Genomic DNA, 21,760 nt, shown 5'->3' on the forward strand with positions numbered 1-21,760 from the left:
ATGCCTGAAACCACACTCACCAAAACCCGCATCCGCGCTGGCGTCTGGGAAGGCGTGCTGACCGGCCCCGCCGCTTTGCCTGTGTTGGATGTGATGCACCTTGAAAAGGCCATTGATGGGGTAAAGGTCGTGGCGATCCCGGACCGCCCCAACGATTTTGCGGTGCAAGTGGCGATCCCGGTAGATGCGCTCAGCGAAGGCGTGCAGACCTTCCTGATCCGCAACCGCAGCACCGGCGAGACGCTGGCGCATTTCACCATCATCACCGGCGTCGCCATGGAAGATGATCTGCGCGCCGAAATCGACCTGTTGCGGGCCGAGCTGGATATGCTCAAGCGGGCATTTCGGCGGCATTGCCTTGAATCCGCGATGTAAACCGCACGCAGGGATGGCACATGCAGCCTGCCTGAAAATCTGAAAAAACTTCTGTCGCGCCCCTCTTTGTAAGACATTGATACTAAACAATTGCTGCGCAGCATAACTGCAGCAATTTCGCCCTATTGCTGCGCAGCAATTGCCCCGATGCACTGATGGCCCGCGTCTCTGTTCCCTCTATATGTAGTGGATCTGCCCACAACCACCACAAGTCTGTCCCCGCTGGGACAGATACCGCATCCACAACTCTGTCCCCGCGGGGACAGATTAAGGGAACACCGCAGCCGCCCGCCTTCTCCTGCGCGTGACGCCGCGTTTTGCATGACAGGCCCGGCAATCCGGGGCATCCTGCACCCAACCCGGAGAACCACAATGCCCTATCCAAACCTGTTTACCCCGCTTGATCTGGGCCATGTCACCCTGAAAAATCGCGTGCTGATGGGGTCAATGCACACCGGGTTAGAGGAAACCGGCGACTGGAACCGCGTCGCCGAATTTTACGCCACCCGCGCGCGCGGCGGTGTCGGTCTGATGGTCACGGGCGGCATGGCCCCCAATCCAGAAGGCGGGGTTTTCCCCGGTGCCGCTGGCCTGTTCAGCGCGCAAGACATTGCAAACCACCGCATCGTCACCGACCGCGTGCACCAATCCGGCGGGCTGATCGCCATGCAGATCCTGCACGCAGGCCGCTACGCCTATTCCAAAGACTGCGTGTCGGCCTCTGCCGTCAAATCGCCAATCTCGCCGTTTCCGCCCCGCGAATTGGATGAAGCGGGCATCGAAAAGCAAATCGCTGACATCACCACCGCCGCCATCCGCGCCCGCGAGGCCGGGTATGACGGGGTCGAGGTGATGGGATCAGAGGGCTACTTCCTCAACCAATTCCTCGTCTCGCACACCAATCACCGCACAGATCGCTGGGGCGGGACCTATGAAAACCGCATGCGCCTGCCGGTCGAGGTGGTGTCCCGCGTCCGTGCCGCCGTTGGCGCTGATTTCATCCTGATCTACCGCATCAGCCTGATCGACCTGATCCCCAACGGCTCCAGTTGGGACGAGGTCGCCCAGCTGGCCCGCGCCATTCAGACCGCCGGGGCCAGCATCCTGAACACCGGCATCGGCTGGCACGAAGCCCGCGTGCCGACCATCGCGACCTCAGTGCCCCGTGCCGCCTTCGCGCATCTGACCGCCCGGTTGCGCGCCGAAGTGTCGATCCCGGTGATCACCTCTAACCGCATCAACACCCCCGAAATGGCTGAAACATTGCTGGCATCCGGCACCGCCGACATGATCTCCATGGCGCGACCCTTCCTTGCGGACCCTGATTTCGTAGCCAAAGCGGCGGCGGGCCGCGCCGATCAGATCGCGCCCTGCATCGCCTGCAATCAGGCCTGTCTGGATCACACATTCTCGGGCAAGCTGACCTCGTGCCTCGTCAATCCCCGCGCCTGCCATGAAACCGTGCTGACCTATGACGCGGCCCCCGTGTCAAAGTCGGTCGCCGTGGTTGGTGCCGGTCCGGCTGGCATGATGGCCGCCCTCGTCACGGCAAAACGCGGTCATCGGGTGACGCTGTTTGACCGCTCCAGCCAGCTTGGCGGCCAGCTGAACCTTGCGCGACTGGTGCCGGGGAAAGAGGAGTTCAACGGACTGGTCAGTTGGCTTGCCGCCAGTGTCTCCGCCGCAGGCATCGAAACCCGGCTGGGCCACGCAGCGGGTGTCGAGGATCTGCGCGCCTTTGACGAGGTTATCATCGCCACCGGCGTCGCACCGCGCGATCCCGGTATCAAGGGTCAAGAGCGTGGACTTTCCTATATAGAAACCCTGCGCGGAGCCAAGATCGGCGCGAAAGTGGCGGTGATCGGGGCAGGGGGTATCGGCTTTGATGTTGCCGAGTTTCTGGTCGCGGGCGGTCACTCCACCACCCAGCACCCCGAAGAATGGCGGCGCGAATGGGGGGTCGGAGATCCCAGCCTGACGCCGGGGGGGCTTGCCGAACCGGCACCCGATGCGCCCGCGCGGCAGGTTTGGTTGCTGCAAAGAAAGGCTGAAAAGCCGGGCCGCGGTTTGGGGAAAACCACCGGATGGATCCATCGGGCAGCCCTGCAGATGAAAGGCGTCAAGATGTGGGGCGGTGTCAGCTATCTGGGGATCGAGGCTGGCGGCCTGCGGATTTCCAGAGACGGCGTCGAGGAACTGCTGCCGGTCGATCAGGTGATCCTTTGTGCCGGTCAGGTGCCTGAGCGCACCTTGGCCGATCAGCTGGCAGAGGCCGGAATCGCAGCTCATGTCATCGGTGGGGCGGATGTGGCGGCGGAATTGGACGCCAAACGGGCGATTGATCAAGGCGCGCGTTTGGCTGCAAAGCTTTAGCGTCCGCGCGTCGACAGGTTTTAGCTTTTCAGAGCCTCAATGCCTTACGGGCTTACCTTAAGACTTGCCCGCAGCCAAAACCGCGTCAATCTTATCCTTGATCGCGCCCATCGGTTTGGCGTTTGAACCCCAGGCTTTGACAAAACGGCCATCCGGCCCGATCAGCACCTTGTTAAAATTCCAACCGGGCTTAAAGCCCTCGGTCTTTGCAACCCAAGCGTAAAACGGATCAACCTTGCCCGTTGCGACATGCGCAATCGTCGTCATCGGCAAGGTCAGCGCATAGTTCAGCTCGCAAAACTCTTTCACCTCGGCATCCGAGCCCAGCTCTTGGCTGAAATCATCCGACGGCACCGCCAGCACCACGGCCTTGTCGCCGTAATGGTCAGAGAGTGCTTGCAAATCTGCATATTGCGGGGTGTAGCCGCACATCGAAGCGGTGTTGACCACCAACACCGGCTTGCCGCGCCACTTGGCCGTGTCGTAGGTGCCGCCGTCTATCGAGGCGAAGGTAAAGCTGGGGGCGGTGTCGGCGGCTTTGGCCTTTGGCGCGGCGATGGTGAATACAATCGCAACCAGTGCCGTGGTAAAACCAGCCAAGCGGATAAGCGGGTTCATGATACCTCCTGAGCTGTTTCAAGAGATACGCATCAAAGCCCTAGTTGGATCAGTTTTGCAAGGGATGCACGTGGATTGTCGAATGTTGCCGAAAATTGCGCGTTTGGCCTGAGCCAAACTTGCGGTTTTGCCTGCGGGGCTAGCCGCGAATCGTGTCGCCTTTTTGCAGAGTCGGAAACAACTCGATCACCTCGCCGCCGATCTGGCCGCTGGGATGCTTGCCTGCGATGATTTCAGCAGCAACACGGCCGATTTCCAAGCGACAGGCATCCATCGTCGCCAATTTGCGCGGCAGGCCATCCAGCAATTCGACGCCGTTAAAGCCCGCAAGGCCAATTTGCCCCGGCACGTCGATGCCTTTGTGCAGGCAATACAAAAGACCACCAGCACCGATCATATCGTTGGAGTAATACAGAAAATCGACCTGCGGGCTGCGCGTCAACACGGCTTCGGTCATCTCGCGGCCCTTCAGCAGGGCAGAGCCCCCCGAATAAAACTCGCGGTCAACCAGCACAAGGCCAGCCTTGGCCAGCGCTTCTTCAAATCCTTCAAGCCGTTTGCGGGCGCGGTGATCATAGGGCATCATCGTGCCCAGAAAGGCGATGTTGCGGTAACCTGCGGCGATGATCGCCTCGGCCATTTGCCGCCCGGCGCGCCGATGCGAAATGCCAACAGCGCTATCAACGGGATTGCCGTCGATATCCATGATTTCAACAATCGGAATCCCGGCCTGCGCCAGCATCGCCTGTGCGGCTTCGGTGTGCTCCAGCCCGGCAATAATCACGCCCGAGGGCCGCCACGACAGCATCTCGTACAGGACGGATTCCTCGCGGTCTGGCGAATAATTGGTCACGCCAACAACGGGTTGCAGCCCGGTGTCTTCCAGCGTGTCCGAGATCCCGGTCATCACTTCGGGGAACACCATGTTTGACAGCGACGGGATGATCACCGCCACCAGATTGACGCGCTGACTGGCCAGAGCCCCGGCGATCTTGTTCGGCACATAGCCCAAGCGGCGCGCAGCCTCTAACACCCGTTCGCGGGTGGTTTCTGACACATCGCCGCGATTGCGCAACACCCGGCTGACCGTCATTTCGCTGACGCCCGAGGCTTCCGAGACATCACGAAGGGTAAGGGTGCGGCGCGGTTCGGGAGAGGGCGGTTTGCTCAAGGGAAATGCCTGTCAAAAAGGGTTACACCTTGTTATCGCCAATTCCGCCGCTGGCCAACCGCAATATAAGGCTTGTTCCATTGCATGGGCTGGGCTATGTTAGCGGTAACGGCAGCGATGCCGGCGATATTCGGCGCGTCCTGCAAGCTCTCATTCCAGACGCGACGGACCCGAGGGGGAGTGGTGGGCCAAAACTTCACTCCCCCTTAATTCCCTTCCAGCAAGTTGTGCCAAGACAGTTGCATCGCGGCGCGATTTTTCGCATGTAGGGGCCGTGGCTCCGTAGCTCAGCCGGATAGAGCGACGGTTTCCTAAACCGTAGGCCGCGTGTTCGAATCACGCCGGGGTCACCAAATCTGCAAGATCATCAGAACGAAAAAGCCCCGGCCTTGCGGCACGGGGCTGAATTTTGTGGCGTTGCAAAGCCGCTTAGGCGTCGAGGTGCTCGACATTCAGCGCGTTGGCTTGGATGAATTCGCGCCGAGGTTCGACCACATCGCCCATCAGTTTGGTGAAAATGTCATCGGCTTCGGCAAGGTCTTCGACCTTGACTTGCAGCAAAGTGCGGGCTTCAGGGTCGAGGGTGGTTTCCCAAAGCTGCTCGGGATTCATCTCGCCCAAGCCTTTGTAGCGTTGCAGGGTCAGGCCCTTTTCGCCCTCAGCCAGAATGGCTTTCAGCAGATCAATCGGGCCATGCACCAACTGCTCGCGGTCTTTGCGGGCAAGGCGCGACTGGTCTTGATAGGCATCACGGGTGTCGCGGGCGATGGCGGCAAGGCGGCGGGCTTCACCCGAGCGCAGCACCGCACCGTCCAACGTGCGCAACTCTTCCACGCCACGCAGCACGCGGCTGAGGCGGATGCCTTGGTCTTGGGTGATGCGACCGGTCCAGCCCTTTTCATATTCGGCGGCAATCAGATTCAACCGATGCGCGACCGTATCGGCGACCTGTTGCAGATCACGCCCACCTGCATCAAACGCGCCAGCGAGGGCGGCTTGTTCAAGGATGCCGCGCGGATAGTTGGTCGGGAAGCTTTCCAAGACCCGGCGGAATTGCCGTGCGCCGTCAATCACCCGCAGCAGGTCGTCGCCAGCAAGTTCTTCGCCGCTGCCCAGCCGCAAAACCGCGCCTTCGACGCCCATGGTCACCAAGTAATCCTCAAGCGCGGCCTGATCTTTGATGTAAACCTCGGACTTGCCGCGCGCGACTTTGTAAAGCGGCGGTTGCGCGATATAGAGGTGGCCTGCCTCGATCAACTGCGGCATCTGCCGGAAGAAGAAGGTCAGGATCAAGGTGCGGATATGCGCGCCATCCACATCAGCGTCGGTCATGATAACGATCTTGTGGTAGCGCAGCTTGGCGAGGTTGAACTCATCGCGGCCAATGCCTGTCCCCATCGCGGTGATCAGCGTGCCGATTTCTTGGCTTGCAAGCATGCGATCAAACCGGGCGCGTTCGACGTTCAGGATCTTGCCTTTCAAGGGCAGCACGGCCTGGTTGGCGCGGCTTCGGCCCTGCTTGGCGGAACCACCAGCCGAGTCACCCTCGACAAGGAACAACTCGGCCTTGGAGGCGTCTTTCTCCTGACAATCGGCCAGCTTGCCGGGCAGGTTTGATACATCCAGCGCCGATTTGCGTCGGGTCAGTTCGCGGGCCTTGCGGGCGGCTTCGCGGGCCATCGCGGCCTCGACGATCTTGCCGACAATCACTTTGGCGTTCTGCGGATTCTCTTCAAACCATTCGGCCAGTTTTTCGTTGACCATATTTTCGACCGCCGGACGCACCTCGGACGACACCAGTTTGTCTTTGGTCTGGCTGGAGAATTTCGGATCAGGAACCTTGACCGACAGCACGCAGGTAAGACCCTCGCGCGCGTCATCGCCGGTGAAATCAACCTTCTCGCGCTTTGCGATGCCAGAAGACTGCGCATAGGCGTTGATGGTGCGGGTCAGCGCGCCGCGGAAGCCCGCCAGATGGGTGCCGCCGTCGCGTTGCGGGATGTTATTGGTAAACGGCAGCACCATTTCATTGTAGCTGTCATTCCACCACATCGCGACTTCAACCACGATGCCGTTGCGTTCGCCAATCATGTAGATCGGTTCGGCCATGATCGAGGTCTTTGATCTGTCGATATATTTCACGAACTCTTTCACGCCGCCGTCATAGTAAAGCTCGGTGTGCAAAGGCTCTGCAGGGCGTTCATCTTCGATGATGATGCGCACGCCTGAATTCAGGAAGGCCAATTCGCGCAGGCGATGTTCAAGCGTTTTGAAGCTGTATTCCAGATTGGAAAACGTGCCTTCCGGGATGTTGGTTTTCGCCGAGGCAAGAAAGCGCACTTCGGTGCCACGCATGCCCGGCGCGGGGCCGATCTCATGCACATGCACCACACATTCGCCATGCTCGAAGCGGGCACGGTATTCGATGTCGTTGCGCCAGACGGTCAGCTCCAACCATTCCGACAGCGCGTTGACGACGGAAACACCGACGCCGTGCAGGCCGCCCGAGACCTTATAGGCATTGCCGGAATCGTCGGTGTTGTTAAATTTGCCGCCCGCGTGCAGCTGAGTCATGATGACCTCGGCCGCCGACACTCCCTCTTCCTTATGGATATCAACCGGGATGCCGCGCCCATTGTCACGCACCGAAACCGAGTTGTCGGCGTGAATTTTCACCGTCACAGCGGTGGCATGCCCAGCCAAAGCTTCGTCAATGCCGTTGTCGACGACTTCATACACCATATGGTGCAGGCCCGAGCCATCGTCGGTATCGCCGATATACATGCCCGGACGCTTGCGAACAGCCTCTAAGCCTTTGAGAATTTTGATGGAATCTGCGCCATAGGATTCCGGTTTCTTGGGCTCTTCGGCCATGTGGTTTTCACCCCTTGAATTACCCTCGGAATATAGCGGTTCGGGGGGGGAATGTCACGCCTTGCGCCCCATATTTAGTGGTTTGACGCCGCAATCACGATACCCACACCGATCAGCAAAATCCCCGAACCAAGGTTCAGCCTGCGGATACTTTTGGGGCTGGAAAGCAGTTGGCGCGCACGGTCAAGAAACAGCGCAAGACCAAGGTTGCCCAGCATCGGCACGGCGGCAGACACCAGCAGGATGGCGGCGATATCCGGGGCTTTGACGCGGGAAAGATCGAAGAAACCCGGCAGCATGCCCATGTAAAACAAAATGGCTTTAGGATTGCCGATCACCGCTGCCACGCCAACCGCAAAGCCCGCCCACATGCCGGGTTTCGTCATGCGCCCGTCGGTGGTGGGGGCTACTGCCGGTTTGCGGATCAGCAAAATCCCCATGATCACAAAGACCACCGCCGCGAGCCAGCGCAGCATGTGCAGGAAATCGCCATAGACTGACAAGATCCACGACAGGCCAAAGATCGCGGCCAGCGGCCAGATCAGATCGCCCATCGCCACGCCTATTGCCAAGGGCCAGGCGCTTGCCATGCCGCCCGAAAGCGCGCGGGCGGTCAGTGCCACCCAGACCGGGCCGGGGATCACCCAAAGCAGGGCCATGCCCCAAGCGTAAAACATCAACTGGCTAAGCGTTATGGTCATGTTGGCTCTCCCTTCGGCTTGCCTAGAACAGCGGGCCGAGCATGTCCAGCGGGGCGTTGTCGGGCCAGATCTGACCGCGCAGCGGCAGCACCATCAGGGTTTCAGCGGGTTCCGATATGATCGCCGTGGTGCGGTTTTGCGCAAGATCGACAAAGGTCAGGATGTTGGTTTGCCGGGTAAAGCCATGGCCTGCATACAGGGGCGCGGTGCCGAACAGGATGATATATTCGGTTTGGGCTGTGCGGGCGTGGCGGATGGCAGTTTGCAGCAGGCGGCCAGCGATACCTGTGCCGCGATGGTCGGGGTGGCTGCAGACCTCGGCAAGACCAGTGGTTTCGGTCAGCCTGGTGCCAAGGCGGACGGGGCGGAGCAGCAAGGCGATATGGCCGATGATCTGGCCTTGGTCGCGCAGGATCACGCGCAGATGCGGGCGGTGGCGGTGATAGCTGCGGTTGTCGAAATCATCGCCAAAGCAAAGGGTGATCAGTTGGGCGATCTGGGCTTCGTCATCGGGCGTCAGGGCCCATTCGGGGATGATCTCGATCATGTGCTGACCTGCGATGTGCCATTGGTTTCGCTGATATGCAGCGTTTGCGCGCGCGGGCCAAGGCTGTCGAACAGCGTGGCTTCGGTGCCGGTCATCAGCGCCTGTGCGCCCAAGGCGCAGATCTCATCATAAAGGGCGGCGCGGCGGGCGGTGTCGAGATGGGCGGCGACCTCATCCAGCAGTAGGATCGGGGCTGAGCCAAAGTCGGCTGAAAGGGCGCGGGCATTGGCAAGGATCAGGCTGATCAGAAGGGCCTTTTGCTCGCCGGTGGAGCACTGTTCGGCGGGGGTGGCTTTGGCGGCAAAAATCGCCTGCATATCGGCGCGGTGCGGGCCGATCAGGCTACGCCCTGCCGCCATATCGCGGCGACGGCTCTCGGCGAGCGCTGCGGCAAGGTCGACTGCATCCTCGCCCGTCAAGGTCAGATCGGCGCGGGGAAAGGCGGTTTCGGCGTCTTGCTGCGCTGTCTGCAAGCGTGCCAAAGCGGCTTGGCGATTTGCGGTGATCTGGGCGCCAGCGCTCGCCATTTGGGATTCCAAAGCGCCATACCAATGCGCATCGCTGATCTGATCTTTCAGCAGGCGGTTGCGGTCGCGCATGGCCTTCTCATAGGCCAACACCGCCTCGGCATGATCAGGGGAGAATGAGAGGGTCATACGATCCAGAAACCGGCGGCGCCCCTCGGCAGCCTCGATCCACAGCCGGTCCATCGCGGGAACCAACCACAGCACGCGTGCGATGCGACCCAGCGCGGTTTGCGTTGCCAGTTTGCCGTCGATGCGGACAGCGCGGCTTTCGCTCGGCTCTGCCCAGGTTTCCACCTGATGATCGGCGCCGAACCCGCGGAGATCGGCGCTGATTTTCCAGCCCAAAGCCTCGGGTTTGCGGGCGATGTCCTCTGCCGCCGCACGCCGCAAGCCGCGACCTGGTGACAGCAGCGATACGGCTTCAAGGATGTTGGTTTTGCCCGCACCATTGGGGCCGACAATCGCCACCGGACGGCCATCAAATACCAGCCGCGCCGCCTTGTGGCTGCGAAAATGCGAGAGGGTTAGCGTGGTGATGGCCAGCCCGCTCACGCTCATCCCTTTCACATTGGCCTCAATACTCTGGGGAAGCGGAGAAGTTTCCCCGAAGGAGCGAAGAAACTGCGGAGCGGCGAACTAGCCCCAGCCGTTTGTCAAACCCGCATCGGCATGACGACATAGACCGCCGACATGTCATTGCCCTCGCGCATCAGCGTTGGATCGCCTGACGAGTTGAACAGGAACACGGCATTTTCACGGTCGACCTGCGACGCGATTTCCAGCAGGTATTTGGCGTTGAAGCCAATCTCCAACCGCTCATCGCCGTAAGCCACGGCAAGTTCTTCTTCGGCGGCACCGGAATCGGGGGCGTTGACCGACAGGATCAGGCGATCTTCGTCCAAGCTGAGCTTTACCGCGCGCGAGCGTTCAGATGAGACGGTTGCCACGCGGTCCACCGCTTTGGCGAATTCGGTGGCATCGACTTCCAGACGGCGGGTGTTGCCGGTGGGGATGACGCGGGTGTAGTCGGGAAAAGTGCCGTCGATGACTTTCGAGGTCAGGGTGATCAAAGGTGTGGCAAAGCGCACTTTGGTTTCCGAAACCGACACCGCAATTTCAGCGGAATCGTCATCAAGCAGTTTCTTCAATTCATTCACAGTCTTGCGCGGCACGATCACGCCGGGCATGCCCTGCGCGCCTTCGGGCAGGGGGGCGTCAATGCGCGCGAGGCGGTGGCCATCGGTGGCGACGCAGCGAAGTACCGCGCCGACATCGCCGGTCGAAACATGCATATAGACGCCGTTCAGGTAGTAGCGGGTTTCCTCGGTCGAGATCGCAAATTTCGCCTTGTCGAACAGGCGGCGGAGCACTGGGGCGGGGGCTGCGAAGTTTGACGAGTATTCCGAAGTTGCCATAACCGGGAAATCTTCGCGCGGCAGTGTGGCAAGGCTGAATGTCGATTTCCCCGCCGCAATCGTCAGACGGCCCGTGGCTGCATCCTCGGTCAACGCAACCAGCGCGCCATCGGGTAGTTTGCGGATGATCTCGTGCAGCATCACGGCGGAAACCGTGGTTGCCCCGGCGCGTTCCACCATGGCAGGGGCGCGGTCGACCACTTCGATATCCAGATCGGTGGCGCGGAAGGAGACGGTGTTGCCTTCGGCCTCGATCAGCACGTTGGCAAGGATCGGAATGGTATTTCGGCGCTCCACCACCGATTGCGCCTGCGCCAGCGCCTTGAGCAGAGTTGCGCGTTCGATGCTGATCTTCATGTCATTCCCCTTGGCGGCACCCCTTTGCAGGGACGCCAAAACTACCCGGTTTTCGCCGGTTCACAAGCATTTTCGGGACTTTGAGGGCGAATGCTGGGCAGGTCAAGCCCGCCCGGCGCGCTTCAAGCCTGCAACTGACGCCGCAGCAACTGCAGATCGTCGGAAAGCTGCGAATCGGTGGTCATAAGTTCTTCAATCTTGCGAACGCCGTGCATGATCGTGGTGTGATCGCGGCCGCCAAAGCGGCGCCCAATCTCGGGCAGGCTGCGCGAGGTCAGTTGCTTGGCGAAATACATCGCTACTTGCCGGGGCCGCGCGATGTTGCGCAGGCGTTTCGGGCCGATCATATCGGACAGGCGGATGTTGTAATGCTCGGCCACCTTGCGCTGGATTTCTTCGATCGTCAGCTTGCGATCGGACGCGCGCAGGATGTCGGCAAGGCAATCTTGCGCCAGTTCCAGCGTGATTTCGCGGCCCACAAGGCTGGCGAACGCGAAGAGGCGAGTCAAAGCGCCTTCCAGCACACGGACATTGGTGGTGATGCGATGTGCAAGAAACTCCAAAACCCCGGTGCTGATCGCCAAGCCTTTGTATTGCTGGCGATAATACTCGGCCTTTTGTTGCAGGATCCCAAGGCGCAATTCATAGTCTGTGGGGTGCAGGTCGACGACAAGGCCGCATTGCATCCGGGACTTGATACGGTCTTCCAGATCCTTGATCTCGCCCGGCGCACGGTCTGCGGAAATAACGATCTGCTTGTTTTGATCAATCAAGGCATTGAACGTATGGAAGAATTCTTCTTGGGTGCTGTCTTTCCCTGCGATGAATTGCACATCATCCACCATCAACACATCGACCGAGCGGAACAATTCTTTGAAATCCATGATCTGTTTGTCGCGCAGGGCTTGGACGAAGCGATACATGAATTGCTCGGCAGAGAGATATAGCACGCGCAACTGCGGCTGGCGGGCCTGAAGTTCGTGGGCAATCGCGTGCATCAGGTGGGTTTTGCCCAAACCAACGCCGCCATACAGAAACAACGGGTTAAAGCTGACCGGACCACCTTCGGCGACACGGCGCGCGGCGGCATGGGCAAGCTCATTGGGCTTGCCAACTACAAAGCTGTCAAAGGTAAAGCGGGCATCCAGCGTCGCACCCGGCAAATCTTCGTCAGAGCGGTTGCGGGCAGGCTTGGCTGCACGGGCGGGCTTGTCAGCAGCGATCGGCGCGTGGGTTGGTTGCGGGTTCGCTGCAGTTTGTGCGGGAACCACAAATTCAGCGCGACCAGCGGCATGGCCGTCGGCGTTCAGCAGGCCAAGGATATGGTCGGAATAATTGCGCGACACCCAGTCGCCGAAAAACGTCGTTGGCACTTCAAAGCGCGCGATACCATCGCTCAGCCCGGCGAAGCGCAAAGGCTCGATCCAGCTTTTGTAATTGTTAATGCCGATCCGCTTTGCCAGCGTCTCGCATACCCTGCCCCAGGCCTCATTCGTCATTGTCTTGTCTTCCCCAAGCGCCTTTTCGGAAAACCGATGGCGCTTTCTAGTTGTCCCACGTTCCCACGCGGTTCACTTGCAACTGACTGCCACCGAAAACCACTTGGCACGGGTCGGTAAAACACCGTCCATACCAAGTTGCCCGGCCCGGTGGCGGGGACAAAATTCTAACAGCCGCTGCCGGACAAACCAGCCACGGTGTTCTATGTCGCTGTTGGCCAAATTGAGGCTCAAGCAGTCTAACATTCAGACACAAAAGGATAATTTCAGGTTGTTTTAGGCGTGGCTTGGCAGCGTGGCCCCTGATTTTCTCTGCTTTTGTGCCGTCATGTCCCCCAGACGAAGTGAATCGCTTGGGCAAGTTAGCAAGCCGTCGCAGGTCGCTGCAACCGATCTTGTTGCTTGACAGAAGTTTGATCACGCGAATCCCCCGGCCCGTGCAAATTGGCCACTCTGTGGGCCGTAAGCACCGAAAATGACGCTACGTCAGATGCAATTTGCTTGCGTTTTGGCAAAGTACGACAGCGCTGATGACCGATTCTGCGGTGGGCTGACCGCCGGGGATCTGTGCGCAAATGCATGAGGGCGCGGCCTTTCGGCGCGCGCCCTCATAGAATACGAATCTGGAGAATCCAGACTTGCGCCGGAAAGCCTTAGGCTGCCGGGGTTGCCAATGCTTTGACGCGCGAGGCCAGACGCGAGATTTTGCGCGAGACGGTGTTCTTGTGCATAACGCCCTTGGAAACGCCGCGTGCCAGTTCCGGCTGCGCGTTCTTCAGAGCCAAAGCGGCTGCATCTTGATTGCCGGAAGCCAAGGCTTCTTCAACTTTGCGCAGGAAGGTGCGGATGCGCGAGCGGCGGGCTTTGTTGATGTCTTGGCGAGCGTCGGCCTGACGTGCGCGCTTTTTGGACTGGGCAGTGTTTGCCATCGGTATGGTATCCTTGGGGTCAACTAAATTTTGTCGCGCAAAAGCCCAAAGGCCCCTTCAGGAGTGAAAGGATGATTCTGCCTAAAAGCGGGCTCACACGCATGTACCTGCGGCCTATAGGGCAAAGCAGGGCAAAAGGAAACAGCAAATCGGGGGCGGTCAAACCGCCCCACGGCCTTTGCGGTGCCAGACGTTGCTACGTAGCGCTTTACTGCGCATCCATCAGCGTTTCGGTCGAGGCAAAGAACATCGCTTGACTGACCGACGAGCGCACCTGCTCTTCCGTATATGGCTTGTTGATCAGGAAAGCAGGTTCAGGACGCTCGCCCGTCAGCAACCGCTCGGGGAAAGCGGTGATGAAAATGACGGGGATCTGATCAAAGCCGCCCAGAATATCATTGACTGCATCAATGCCAGACGAGCTGTCAGCCAAATGGATATCTGCCAGAATCAAATCGGGCATATCGGCCTTGGCCAGCGCCACGGCTTCTTTGCGGGTGCGAGCGACGCCGGTGATCTGATGGCCCATCGCCTCGACAATGGCGATGATGTCCATGGCGATGATGGCTTCATCTTCAATCACCATGACACGACCGCTGACGGTGCTCGTCATCTCGCGCAGCGCAAGCGTGATCAAGCCTTGGGCCTCTTCCTCGTCGATCTGCATGATCGCGGCGATCTGGCCAAGCGTGAAACCCTCGACAAAATGCAGCAGCAACGCTTCGCGGCTGTTGGGCGTCAGATCAGCCATATGGGCCTGCGCGGCAGCCGTCAGGCGGTTGTCAGCTTGACCCACTGGTGCGCCGGAGCTGGCCCAGACCATGTGAAACACGTTGAACAAGGCCACTTTCGCATCGGCTGCTTCCCCAATCAGCGCGGGCTCGGTCAGAACAGTTTCCAACGCGGCCAATGCGTATTGGTCGCCGCTGTTCTGATTGCCGGTCAACGCGCGCGCATAGCGGCGCAACGACGGCAAATGAAGCGCCACAATATCCGAAAGATCGGGGCTTGCATCGTTGCTCATTTATTTACTCCCTCATACATTTTCTTGGGAACCAAACGCATGACTGCACGTTTGGTTCCGTGTGTATGACGGGAAATTGTGAAAAATGCCTAATCAGGGGTCAAAAGCCGAAATGGCTAAAGCCGAGGTAGAAGGTCAATCTGACCAAATCAAAGCGCAGATCGAAGAGAACCTGAAGCGTGTCTACCAGTCGGCGCTTGTCGAGGAGGTGCCGGATCGCTTCAAGCAGCTGTTGGATCAGTTGAAAGTAGCCGAGGCGCAAAAGAAAGTCGCTGCTAAAGAGGGTCAGCCATGATCCCTGAAAAGAATGTTGATACTGATCCGCGCGACCAGATTGTCGAGCATTTGCGCCCGTTGAGGGCCTTTGCGATCAGCCTGACGCGCAATGTCTCGACGGCGGACGATCTGGTTCAGGAAACCATTCTGAAGGCTTGGGGGAGCATCGACAAGTTTCAGCGCGGCAGCAATTTGCAGGCTTGGCTGTTCACAATTCTACGCAACACATACTATTCCTCTTTGCGCAAAACCCGCCGCGAAGTGGCCGATCCAGATGGTGCGCATGCAGCAACCCTGAGCGTGAAACCTGATCACGATGGTCGCATGGCATTTACCGATTTCTTGCGGGCGTTTGATGAATTGTCAGACGAACACCGCGAAGTTCTGATCTTGGTTGGTGCATCGGGCTTTAGCACCGAAGAAGCCGCCGAGATGATGGGTGTTGCCGCTGGCACGGTGAAAAGCCGCGCCAGCCGTGCGCGCAAACGTCTTGCTCAGCTGTTGGGTCTGGCCGAGGGCGAGGGGATGTTCTCGGGTATAGACGCGGTAACCGATGCCGTCTTAAGCCGCGCTTCGGTTCCTGCCGGATGACAGAACCTATTGCGTCCACGCCCTCTGCTGCCACGTCAGCTCCGCGCGCCCCCTTCTTTCAAAGGTTGGGCGCGCGTCTTGCTTTGATGGTGGCGGTTGCGATGCTTCCGCTTGGGCTATTGGGTCTGGTGCAATCGCAGTCGGCAAACAGCCAGTCGCAACAGCGCGCAAATCTGGCGGTCATGGATGAAACCATGCGGGTTGCGACGCCGCAGATCAGCTTGATCCTCGCGGCACAGACGATCGCATCCACACTGTCTAAATCTGTGGTTTTGGCAGGTATCCTCAACGATGCCGCGCGATGTGAGGAATTGATGAAGCGCGTGGCGGCAGATGAGCCTGCGCTGTCACTGGTGGGGTTTGTGCCGCTGTCTGGCAAGATGACCTGCTCGTCGGAAGACAAGGATTTCGACCTTTCGGAAAGCGCTACGGTCAAGAAAGTTATGGCCTCGGCGCTTCCTGCTTTTTCGGTGAACAGCAAAGGCGCGGTTTCTGGTGTTTCAGTGTTGAGCGTGACGCATCCGGTTATTGATCTGGATGGCAAGCGCTTGGGCTTTATCGCGATTTCGATGCCGCATCATGCGCTGCGTGAAATTGGTGCCGCTGCCAAAGACGCGGATACGACGGCTGCGGTTGAAAAAGACCCTTTGGTTCTGTTGACCTTTGATGCCGATGGCACCGTGCTAACCTCTTCGGTTGGATTGGCGGCAGCGCCGTTCAGCTTGCCAGCAAATGCGTCGCTGAAGCAACTGGCAGCCACCGAGGCGCATACATTCCTCGGAAGATCCGTGCAGGGAGAGCGGCGGATTTTCTCGGTCGTGAAAATGGCTGATGGCTTGTTTCTGCTGGGCTCTTGGGGGCAACCGGGTGGCTTTACGGTCTTGGGGCAAGACATCAGCCCCTATGTCTTTCCGGTGCTGATGTGGCTAGTAGCGATGGTTGTGGCCCTGCTTGGGGCGGAAAGCTTGGTTGCCCGCCATATGCGGCTGCTTGGCGGTGCGATGACGGCTTTTGCAGGTGGCAATCGCAAGCGCATGGTGCTGGACCTTGCACGTAGCCCAGCCGAGATCAGAGAGATCGGGCGCTGCTATGATATTCTGACCGAGACAATTCTGCATGACGAAGCCGAATTGGAAAACATGCTGCGCCAGAAGGAAATTCTGCTGCGCGAGGTGCATCACCGCACCGGCAACAGCTTGCAACTTATCGCGTCGATCATGCGCATCCATATGCGGCAGGAAAAATCCCCAGCCGTGCGCGCTATCCTTGAGGGCCTGCACAATCGGGTGATGGCGCTGGCGACGGTGCATACCGGGCTGTATGAAACTGCCGGGCAGAAAGATGTGCGTATGGACGCGCTGTTTTCGGGGGTGATCCGGCAAATCAGCGGTATCGCCAACCAAAGCAAGAAAAAGCTCGACATCACCACCGATTTTGAACCGATTCAGCTTATCCCGGACCAAGCAGTGCCTTTGGCCCTGCTGTTGACGGAACTGCTGGCCGGTATGGCTGCGTCAGACGAGCAGGCGGGTCGGATCGAGGTGTCGCTGCGGGTGCTTGCGGATGAGCAAAAGGCGCGGCTGCAAATCAAAGGCCCTGCGGTTTTGGGGGCTACGGCGGTTGATCATCAAACCTCCACCACGATCGGGGCGCAGCTGGTGCGTGGTTTTGCCCAGCAGATTGGTGGCGCGGTCAGTGAGGACAACACCCCAGATGCTGTTGATGTGTCGGTAGATTTCCCGATTCGCGAAGGCTTTGAGACGAACTGACTGCTCTACCTTGGCTGGGGGCGCATCGTTTGAGGGCTGCCTTGACCCAAAGTCTTGCTGTCCCCAGACCTACTTAGACAAGATCATGCTTTCACCAATAAAAAACGCCGCTGTCTTTCGACAGCGGCGCCTTTGCTGGTTCAGAAATCCTCAGCCTACGCTACGAGGAGTCACGCAGGCTGCGGCTTCCGGCCAGAATATCCATCGCATCATTGGCGCGACGACGCTCGTGCGCCAGCAGGCGCCGGGTTTCTTCAAGCAGCCGGTCACGTTCTTGTGCCAGCTTGCGATCTGCAACGGGACGGCGTTGCAGGGCTGCCCCGATGGCGGCCCCCAAAGCCAAAGCGGCCCCAGTGATTGCAACGGGGTGATCATGGATCGCCTTTGTGGTCGAGGCACGTAGCGAAAGTTGCGCCTCGTAGGCCGCCTCGCGGGCCGCAAGGATGCGATCCTGCGCGGCGGTGGACAGCTGATCAAGCCCGCGCCGCATGGATTTGCGCACATCTGCTGCCAAATCTGCCAACACGGCGGCGCGTTGCTTGGCATATTCAATGCCATCCAGCGCCATCGCTTCCAGTCCATGCAAACTGTCATTGGCCTTTGCGCGCAAAGCCTCAGCCTCGGCGATCCAGTCAAAGTCTTCGTCTTCAAGGTCTTGCACCGGGCCACCTTCGTCTTCCCAACGCGATTGCGCTTCAAACGCGGTGCCGCTTAGACCGGCCGGATCAGCGCCCACGCCAGACCCATTGCGACGCAGCAAAAACCACGCCAGACCTGCCCCAGCCAAAGAAACCAAGGCCGGGTTGGACCGCGCGACACTGCCCAGACTTTGCAGATGAGTCAGCATATCGCCCGGAACATTCGGCAGCGAAAAACGGTCGCCCAGTGCCGAAAGCGAGGCTTTCAGCGCAGCACGGTCGTGCCGCAACTGCTGCTCGATCAGATCAGGTTCAAGATTATCCATTCGCATGAGATTCTCCCATCGTCGTTTGATCTCGCTTGCCAGGACCCGCCGCTTTCAGGCTGGCGAAGTCCTTGCCGAGATTTTGAAATGTGCGCTTGGGTGTCAGACGCTCGGTGTCAAGCAACCAGATGCCCCACTGTGCGCAGCCGTAAGCCGCCAGCAAAAGCACCACGCCCAAAGTTAAAGCCGCGAAACCGGGAGAAAGACCTGCCGCGATCAGCGCTGCCACGGCAGAGCCCGCCAAAATATTCAGCGCGATCACACCAAACACCACCGCCAGCACGAATTGCAACGCGGCTTGGCGGACCGAGCGGAGGTTCTGACGAACCTCCGCCTTGGCCAAAGCAACTTCTCCGCGCAGCAGCCGGTCCATCCCGTTCAGGACTTCACTGAACAGAACCGAAGTTCCGCGCTGATGCGGCGCGATCATCCGCGCGGGCCGCGATTGCGCAGCTGAATGTAGCGGGCAAGTGCAAAGCCTACTACAGCTGCACCAGCCGCCACGGCGCCGGGATTGCGGCGCGCATAGGCTTTGGTGCTGCTGACCAGATCGGTCAGTGAACCGCCGCGAAGGTGGTCTGCCACGTCATGAACGCCGCCTGCGACCGCTTCCACCACACGACCAGAGGCGGCACGGGTGCCATCTGCAGCATCGCGCAAAGCGTTGGCAAGACGGTCACCGCCATCAGCGAGTTTGGATTTCGCCGAACGAAAGCCCGAATAGGCTGCATCGCTCAGATCATCCAAGCGATCTTCAGCCGCAGCTGCCGCCTCTGCCGCTTGGGCTTTGACCTTGCGCGCGGTATTCTGACCAGCTTCTTTCGCATCATCAATCGCATCGCTCGCCGTATCGCGTGCTTTGCGGCTCATCTGCGAAACTTTGTTCGCAACGGTGTCAACGGTATCATCAGCAGCTTTGTGAGCGTTCGACACGGTGTCTTTCAGAGTATTCGCGTTCATCATTTTTCCTTTGGCTCATAGCGCGGCCATGCGTCTGTATTGGCCCCAGACGGTCAGGCAGCAGATCACATTTGAAACCTTGCAGTGGACCTGTTGGCACCACCGGGACGCTGGAGCGGTCAGTTTTGGCTGGGTGCCTTCACATATCCGATCCTTTGCGTCTCTGGTGCTACAACGCTGGAATTCTGAAAATGGTTCCCACAAGAATTCGTCCCGGCGCAAATTTCGGGAACATGGGCGCCGCGCGATTTAGCGCGCGATTTAGCTGGAGGCGGCGCATCTATAAAAATATTGCCAGCTGTTGGAACCAGAACCTCCCCCGCAAGTTGTCAAAATATCCAAGCAACATCACGCGGCTTACCATCGTCGCCCTTGAGAGGAGTAACATCATGCTAAGCTGGGCTTTGACCTTTCTTGTGGTCGCGCTGATTGCGGCGGCTTTGGGATTTGGCGGCATTGCGGGCACCTCTGCTGGCATCGCCAAGATCCTGTTCTTCATCTTTATCGCCTTGTTCGTGATTTCGCTGTTGTCGCGGTTGCTCAATGGAAAATCCCGACTTTGACTGCCTGATTTCCCTGTCCCGCCTTCCTCCCCGAGGGCCACCTTAAGACCGCAGGTTCGCCCTGCGGTTTTTTTTATGCGCTCTCGCAACTGCGATGACTTTTGGCAAATAAGGCAGCTGAACGGGTCTAAGCCCTTGCTTCGGTGTTTCCATGCCATGAACGATGCGCCGGAATACCCCGGATAGAACGCAAGCGCGCCCCGATCCTGCCTGATTTGGCGATCAATAAGGTCACATCTGCCCACTCTGCTCGCTTGGGGAAAACAATGGACCGACTCACTGAAATGGAAGCCTTTGCCACGGTCGTAGACCAAGGCGGCTTTACAGATGCTGCCAAGAAGATGGGGATTTCAAAATCTGCCGTATCAAAGCACGTCTCTGCGCTTGAGGCCCGCTTAGGTGCGCGGCTTTTAAACCGAACCACCCGCCGCGTCTCACCGACCGAGATCGGCCTTGCCTATTACGACCGCGCCCGTCGTGTGCTGAACGACGCGGGCGAGGCCGATGCCTTGGTGACCTCGATGCAATCCGCTCCTTCGGGGCTGCTGCGGATTTCCGTGGCGACCGATTTTGGCGTCAACCTGCTGTCGCCGATTTTGGGGGATTTCCTGCTGGAATACCCCGACATCACCGTCAATATGGTGCTGAACAACCGTTATGTCGAATTGATTTCTGAAGGCTTTGATATGGCGATTCGGGTTGGGGAACTCGAAGACAGCTCACTGCGCGCCCGGAAATTGACCGACACCACAAAGCGGATGATCGGCAGCCCGTCGTATTTTCAGAAATATGGCCGTCCGATGAAAATTGACGACCTGAACGACCACAAGCTGCTGCACTATTCCAACCAAGCCAATGGAAACGTGTGGAAAGTCTCGGCGCCCTCGGGCGAAAAACGGCAAGTTCGCACGGCGGGTTGGCTGACAGTGAACGATGGCCAAAGCCTTCTGAACGCTGCAATTTCTGGCCTTGGTATCGCCTATCTGCCCAGCTTTCTTTACGCCGATGCGATGAAAAGCGGTCAGGTCGAAGAAGCCATTCCGGGCCTGCCAGTGGAAACCTTGGGAATCTATGCGGTCTATCCGCCGGGGCGTTTCACCCAGCCAAAAGTGCGGGCGTTCATCGACTTTCTGGCGAGGCGCTATCTGGACAAAGGCCCCGACCTTTGGTGAGCACGCAGGCTTTCGCAAACGACCAATCGCGTTTTCGGTAAATGGTGCGATGGTTTCAATTGGGGGTCGGGGTTAGCACAACCTCGACCCTTCGGTTTTGCTGCTGACCGTCCGGCGTCAGATTGCTAGCGCGCGGCGCCAGTGGGCCGACGCCGTTGGCGCTGATTTGGGCTGCAACCACACCATATTGCGCGATCAAAGTCTGCCGCACACTTTCGGCGCGCTTTTTTGAGAGCGTAATGTTCCCCGCCAAGCCACCTGAATCATCAGTATGTCCCACAAGCGTCACCGTTTGCGACGGATTGGCAGCAAGCCAGCCCGCAAGCGCCACCAGTGACGCGTATTTGCCATCGCTCAGCACCGCAGAACCCGAGCTGAACACCAGATCCTCCAGCACCAAAGCCTGCCCTTGATCGAGTGTTTGGCCGATCTCTTTCGTGGATGTCGGCTCAGACTGTGGCGTGATCGCTGGTTTCAGCGCAAAGCTGGTGGCTTGTGGCGGCTCGGCCGATTTGCTTGACGTTGCCAATTGCGCCGCCGCATCCCCACCAATCTGCGTCAGTTGCACATAGCCGTTATCAGGGGATTTGCTAACCATAAGGCCAAGATATTCCTTGCCTTTCGTACCGATTCTTTCTGCCGCCAGATAGCGGAAGTCGCCCAGATCAATATGCATATCTGGTTCGGCAACCACCTCTGTGCCATATCGGAAATCATAGCCGCCGCAGGCCTCGGTCTCACATTCAAACATCACTTTGTAGCCGGCCGCAGCAATTTGTGCGCGCAGGCTTTGAACCATCGCAAGCGTGGAGCCTTCTGGCGTGGCGATCTTCCATGCGGTTTGGCTCAAGCTGCCTTCGGTCAATTCGGTGGCAATGGTGCCGCCTTGAAACGGGCCGATGGCCAAGCGATACGACGCTGCAACCTCGCTGCGGTGCGATGTGGTTTCGGACGGGCCGGGGAATTGCAGCTGCAACTGCGGTGCGGCCTGCGCTGTTTTAGCGGACAGGCTGGCGGCAAGACAAAAAGCCACTTTGAATGGGCTGGTTTTCATT

21 protein-coding genes and 1 tRNA gene are annotated in these 21,760 nt (G+C 59.0%); 8 read left to right on the top strand and 14 right to left on the bottom strand.

The genetic code is table 11. The features are described from left to right. Positions 1-375, top strand: coding sequence for a hypothetical protein (locus QQJ98_RS00985; protein ID WP_284323451.1), 375 nt, complete (start codon positions 1-3; stop codon positions 373-375). A 372-nt stretch (positions 376-747) separates the two neighbouring features. Next, positions 748-2,748, top strand: coding sequence for an NADPH-dependent 2,4-dienoyl-CoA reductase (locus tag QQJ98_RS00990; protein WP_284323452.1), 2,001 nt, complete (start codon positions 748-750; stop codon positions 2,746-2,748). Between the two features lie 57 nt (positions 2,749-2,805). On the opposite strand, the gene QQJ98_RS00995 is transcribed toward QQJ98_RS00990, so the two are convergent. Further along, positions 2,806-3,366, bottom strand: coding sequence for a glutathione peroxidase (locus QQJ98_RS00995; RefSeq protein ID WP_284323453.1), 561 nt, complete (start codon positions 3,364-3,366; stop codon positions 2,806-2,808). Positions 3,367-3,505: 139 nt separating this feature from the next. Next, entirely contained in the window at positions 3,506-4,537 is a 1,032-nt protein-coding gene (locus QQJ98_RS01000) for a LacI family DNA-binding transcriptional regulator (protein ID WP_284323454.1), read from the bottom strand. Positions 4,538-4,813: 276 nt separating this feature from the next. Between QQJ98_RS01000 and QQJ98_RS01005 the strand changes: the two genes are divergently transcribed. Beyond that, positions 4,814-4,890 (top strand) — tRNA-Arg (locus tag QQJ98_RS01005). 76 nt (positions 4,891-4,966) lie between these two features. On the opposite strand, the gene gyrB is transcribed toward QQJ98_RS01005, so the two are convergent. The 8 genes from gyrB to QQJ98_RS01045 all read right to left on the bottom strand — a co-directional run bounded on the left by gyrB (position 4,967) and on the right by QQJ98_RS01045 (position 14,410). Further along, positions 4,967-7,411: a DNA topoisomerase (ATP-hydrolyzing) subunit B gene (gyrB, locus tag QQJ98_RS01010; RefSeq protein WP_284323455.1), complete on the bottom strand. Its 2,445-nt coding sequence runs from the start codon at positions 7,409-7,411 to the stop codon at positions 4,967-4,969. Between the two features lie 74 nt (positions 7,412-7,485). Further along, positions 7,486-8,112 (bottom strand): LysE family translocator, encoded by a 627-nt coding sequence (locus QQJ98_RS01015; RefSeq protein ID WP_284323456.1) that lies wholly within the window; start codon positions 8,110-8,112, stop codon positions 7,486-7,488. Positions 8,113-8,134: 22 nt separating this feature from the next. Further along, positions 8,135-8,659, bottom strand: coding sequence for a GNAT family N-acetyltransferase (locus QQJ98_RS01020; protein ID WP_284323457.1), 525 nt, complete (start codon positions 8,657-8,659; stop codon positions 8,135-8,137). After that, the gene (gene recF, locus QQJ98_RS01025; RefSeq protein ID WP_284323458.1) at positions 8,656-9,738 is read right to left on the bottom strand and encodes a DNA replication/repair protein RecF; all 1,083 of its coding nucleotides are present in this window, start codon (positions 9,736-9,738) and stop codon (positions 8,656-8,658) included. The genes QQJ98_RS01020 and recF overlap by 4 nt, the downstream gene beginning before the upstream one ends. A gap of 101 nt (positions 9,739-9,839) precedes the next feature. Beyond that, positions 9,840-10,958 carry a DNA polymerase III subunit beta gene (gene dnaN / locus QQJ98_RS01030; protein ID WP_284323459.1) on the bottom strand — a complete coding sequence of 373 codons (1,119 nt, stop codon included), beginning with the start codon at positions 10,956-10,958 and terminating at the stop codon, positions 9,840-9,842. 122 nt (positions 10,959-11,080) lie between these two features. Further along, positions 11,081-12,457, bottom strand: coding sequence for a chromosomal replication initiator protein DnaA (dnaA, locus tag QQJ98_RS01035; RefSeq protein WP_284323460.1), 1,377 nt, complete (start codon positions 12,455-12,457; stop codon positions 11,081-11,083). A 653-nt stretch (positions 12,458-13,110) separates the two neighbouring features. Beyond that, entirely contained in the window at positions 13,111-13,386 is a 276-nt protein-coding gene (rpsT, locus tag QQJ98_RS01040; protein ID WP_054008238.1) for a 30S ribosomal protein S20, read from the bottom strand. A 208-nt stretch (positions 13,387-13,594) separates the two neighbouring features. Further along, on the bottom strand, positions 13,595-14,410 hold the full coding sequence (locus tag QQJ98_RS01045) for a response regulator (RefSeq protein WP_284323461.1): 816 nt from the start codon (positions 14,408-14,410) through the stop codon (positions 13,595-13,597). A 112-nt stretch (positions 14,411-14,522) separates the two neighbouring features. On the opposite strand from QQJ98_RS01045, the gene QQJ98_RS01050 reads away from it, so the two are divergent. The 3 genes from QQJ98_RS01050 to QQJ98_RS01060 all read left to right on the top strand — a co-directional run bounded on the left by QQJ98_RS01050 (position 14,523) and on the right by QQJ98_RS01060 (position 17,046). Continuing rightward, positions 14,523-14,705: a NepR family anti-sigma factor gene (locus tag QQJ98_RS01050; protein WP_284323462.1), complete on the top strand. Its 183-nt coding sequence runs from the start codon at positions 14,523-14,525 to the stop codon at positions 14,703-14,705. Continuing rightward, positions 14,702-15,277 carry an RNA polymerase sigma factor gene (locus tag QQJ98_RS01055; protein WP_284323463.1) on the top strand — a complete coding sequence of 192 codons (576 nt, stop codon included), beginning with the start codon at positions 14,702-14,704 and terminating at the stop codon, positions 15,275-15,277. Before QQJ98_RS01050 ends, QQJ98_RS01055 begins: the two co-directional genes overlap by 4 nt. Before the next feature lie 101 nt (positions 15,278-15,378). Then, positions 15,379-17,046 (top strand): sensor histidine kinase, encoded by a 1,668-nt coding sequence (locus QQJ98_RS01060; RefSeq protein WP_284323464.1) that lies wholly within the window; start codon positions 15,379-15,381, stop codon positions 17,044-17,046. A 160-nt stretch (positions 17,047-17,206) separates the two neighbouring features. Here QQJ98_RS01060 and QQJ98_RS01065 read toward each other — a convergent pair whose 3' ends face one another. The 3 genes from QQJ98_RS01065 to QQJ98_RS01075 are packed head-to-tail and all read right to left on the bottom strand — an operon-like array spanning position 17,207 to position 18,970. Continuing rightward, on the bottom strand, positions 17,207-18,010 hold the full coding sequence (locus QQJ98_RS01065) for a hypothetical protein (RefSeq protein WP_284323465.1): 804 nt from the start codon (positions 18,008-18,010) through the stop codon (positions 17,207-17,209). Further along, complete coding sequence (locus QQJ98_RS01070) at positions 18,003-18,440, bottom strand: phage holin family protein (protein ID WP_284323466.1); 438 nt, start codon at positions 18,438-18,440, stop codon at positions 18,003-18,005. Before QQJ98_RS01070 ends, QQJ98_RS01065 begins: the two co-directional genes overlap by 8 nt. Beyond that, entirely contained in the window at positions 18,437-18,970 is a 534-nt protein-coding gene (locus QQJ98_RS01075; RefSeq protein WP_284323467.1) for a hypothetical protein, read from the bottom strand. The genes QQJ98_RS01070 and QQJ98_RS01075 overlap by 4 nt, the downstream gene beginning before the upstream one ends. Positions 18,971-19,359: 389 nt before the next feature. Between QQJ98_RS01075 and QQJ98_RS01080 the strand changes: the two genes are divergently transcribed. Together QQJ98_RS01080 and QQJ98_RS01085 are read left to right on the top strand one after the other, a co-directional pair. Beyond that, positions 19,360-19,533: a DUF1328 domain-containing protein gene (locus QQJ98_RS01080; protein ID WP_284323468.1), complete on the top strand. Its 174-nt coding sequence runs from the start codon at positions 19,360-19,362 to the stop codon at positions 19,531-19,533. A gap of 266 nt (positions 19,534-19,799) precedes the next feature. After that, entirely contained in the window at positions 19,800-20,705 is a 906-nt protein-coding gene (locus tag QQJ98_RS01085) for a LysR family transcriptional regulator (RefSeq protein ID WP_284323469.1), read from the top strand. Between the two features lie 55 nt (positions 20,706-20,760). Here QQJ98_RS01085 and QQJ98_RS01090 read toward each other — a convergent pair whose 3' ends face one another. Next, a complete protein-coding gene (locus QQJ98_RS01090; protein ID WP_284323470.1) occupies positions 20,761-21,759 on the bottom strand; it encodes an OmpA family protein in 999 nt (332 codons plus the stop codon). Position 21,760 lies beyond the last annotated feature (1 nt).

It is taken from the genome of Cypionkella aquatica, from assembly GCF_030161095.1.
Lineage (GTDB): Bacteria > Pseudomonadota > Alphaproteobacteria > Rhodobacterales > Rhodobacteraceae > Cypionkella > Cypionkella aquatica.

Excerpts from the sequence above, each read along its gene's own strand:
- QQJ98_RS01020 (WP_284323457.1), bottom strand. The coding sequence starts at position 8,659 with ATGATCGAGATCATCCCCGAATGGGCCCTGACGCCCGATGACGAAGCC.
- QQJ98_RS01085 (WP_284323469.1), top strand. The coding sequence starts at position 19,800 with ATGGACCGACTCACTGAAATGGAAGCCTTTGCCACGGTCGTAGACCAA.
- QQJ98_RS01065 (WP_284323465.1), bottom strand. The coding sequence starts at position 18,010 with ATGGATAATCTTGAACCTGATCTGATCGAGCAGCAGTTGCGGCACGAC.
- QQJ98_RS01015 (WP_284323456.1), bottom strand. The coding sequence starts at position 8,112 with ATGACCATAACGCTTAGCCAGTTGATGTTTTACGCTTGGGGCATGGCC.
- QQJ98_RS01080 (WP_284323468.1), top strand. The coding sequence starts at position 19,360 with ATGCTAAGCTGGGCTTTGACCTTTCTTGTGGTCGCGCTGATTGCGGCG.
- QQJ98_RS01045 (WP_284323461.1), bottom strand. The coding sequence starts at position 14,410 with ATGAGCAACGATGCAAGCCCCGATCTTTCGGATATTGTGGCGCTTCAT.
- QQJ98_RS01090 (WP_284323470.1), bottom strand. The coding sequence starts at position 21,759 with ATGAAAACCAGCCCATTCAAAGTGGCTTTTTGTCTTGCCGCCAGCCTG.
- QQJ98_RS00990 (WP_284323452.1), top strand. The coding sequence starts at position 748 with ATGCCCTATCCAAACCTGTTTACCCCGCTTGATCTGGGCCATGTCACC.
- QQJ98_RS01070 (WP_284323466.1), bottom strand. The coding sequence starts at position 18,440 with ATGATCGCGCCGCATCAGCGCGGAACTTCGGTTCTGTTCAGTGAAGTC.
- QQJ98_RS00995 (WP_284323453.1), bottom strand. The coding sequence starts at position 3,366 with ATGAACCCGCTTATCCGCTTGGCTGGTTTTACCACGGCACTGGTTGCG.
- rpsT (WP_054008238.1), bottom strand. The coding sequence starts at position 13,386 with ATGGCAAACACTGCCCAGTCCAAAAAGCGCGCACGTCAGGCCGACGCT.
- QQJ98_RS01075 (WP_284323467.1), bottom strand. The coding sequence starts at position 18,970 with ATGAACGCGAATACTCTGAAAGACACCGTGTCGAACGCTCACAAAGCT.
- QQJ98_RS01060 (WP_284323464.1), top strand. The coding sequence starts at position 15,379 with ATGCTTCCGCTTGGGCTATTGGGTCTGGTGCAATCGCAGTCGGCAAAC.
- QQJ98_RS00985 (WP_284323451.1), top strand. The coding sequence starts at position 1 with ATGCCTGAAACCACACTCACCAAAACCCGCATCCGCGCTGGCGTCTGG.
- gyrB (WP_284323455.1), bottom strand. The coding sequence starts at position 7,411 with ATGGCCGAAGAGCCCAAGAAACCGGAATCCTATGGCGCAGATTCCATC.
- QQJ98_RS01050 (WP_284323462.1), top strand. The coding sequence starts at position 14,523 with ATGGCTAAAGCCGAGGTAGAAGGTCAATCTGACCAAATCAAAGCGCAG.
- dnaN (WP_284323459.1), bottom strand. The coding sequence starts at position 10,958 with ATGAAGATCAGCATCGAACGCGCAACTCTGCTCAAGGCGCTGGCGCAG.
- dnaA (WP_284323460.1), bottom strand. The coding sequence starts at position 12,457 with ATGACGAATGAGGCCTGGGGCAGGGTATGCGAGACGCTGGCAAAGCGG.
- QQJ98_RS01055 (WP_284323463.1), top strand. The coding sequence starts at position 14,702 with ATGATCCCTGAAAAGAATGTTGATACTGATCCGCGCGACCAGATTGTC.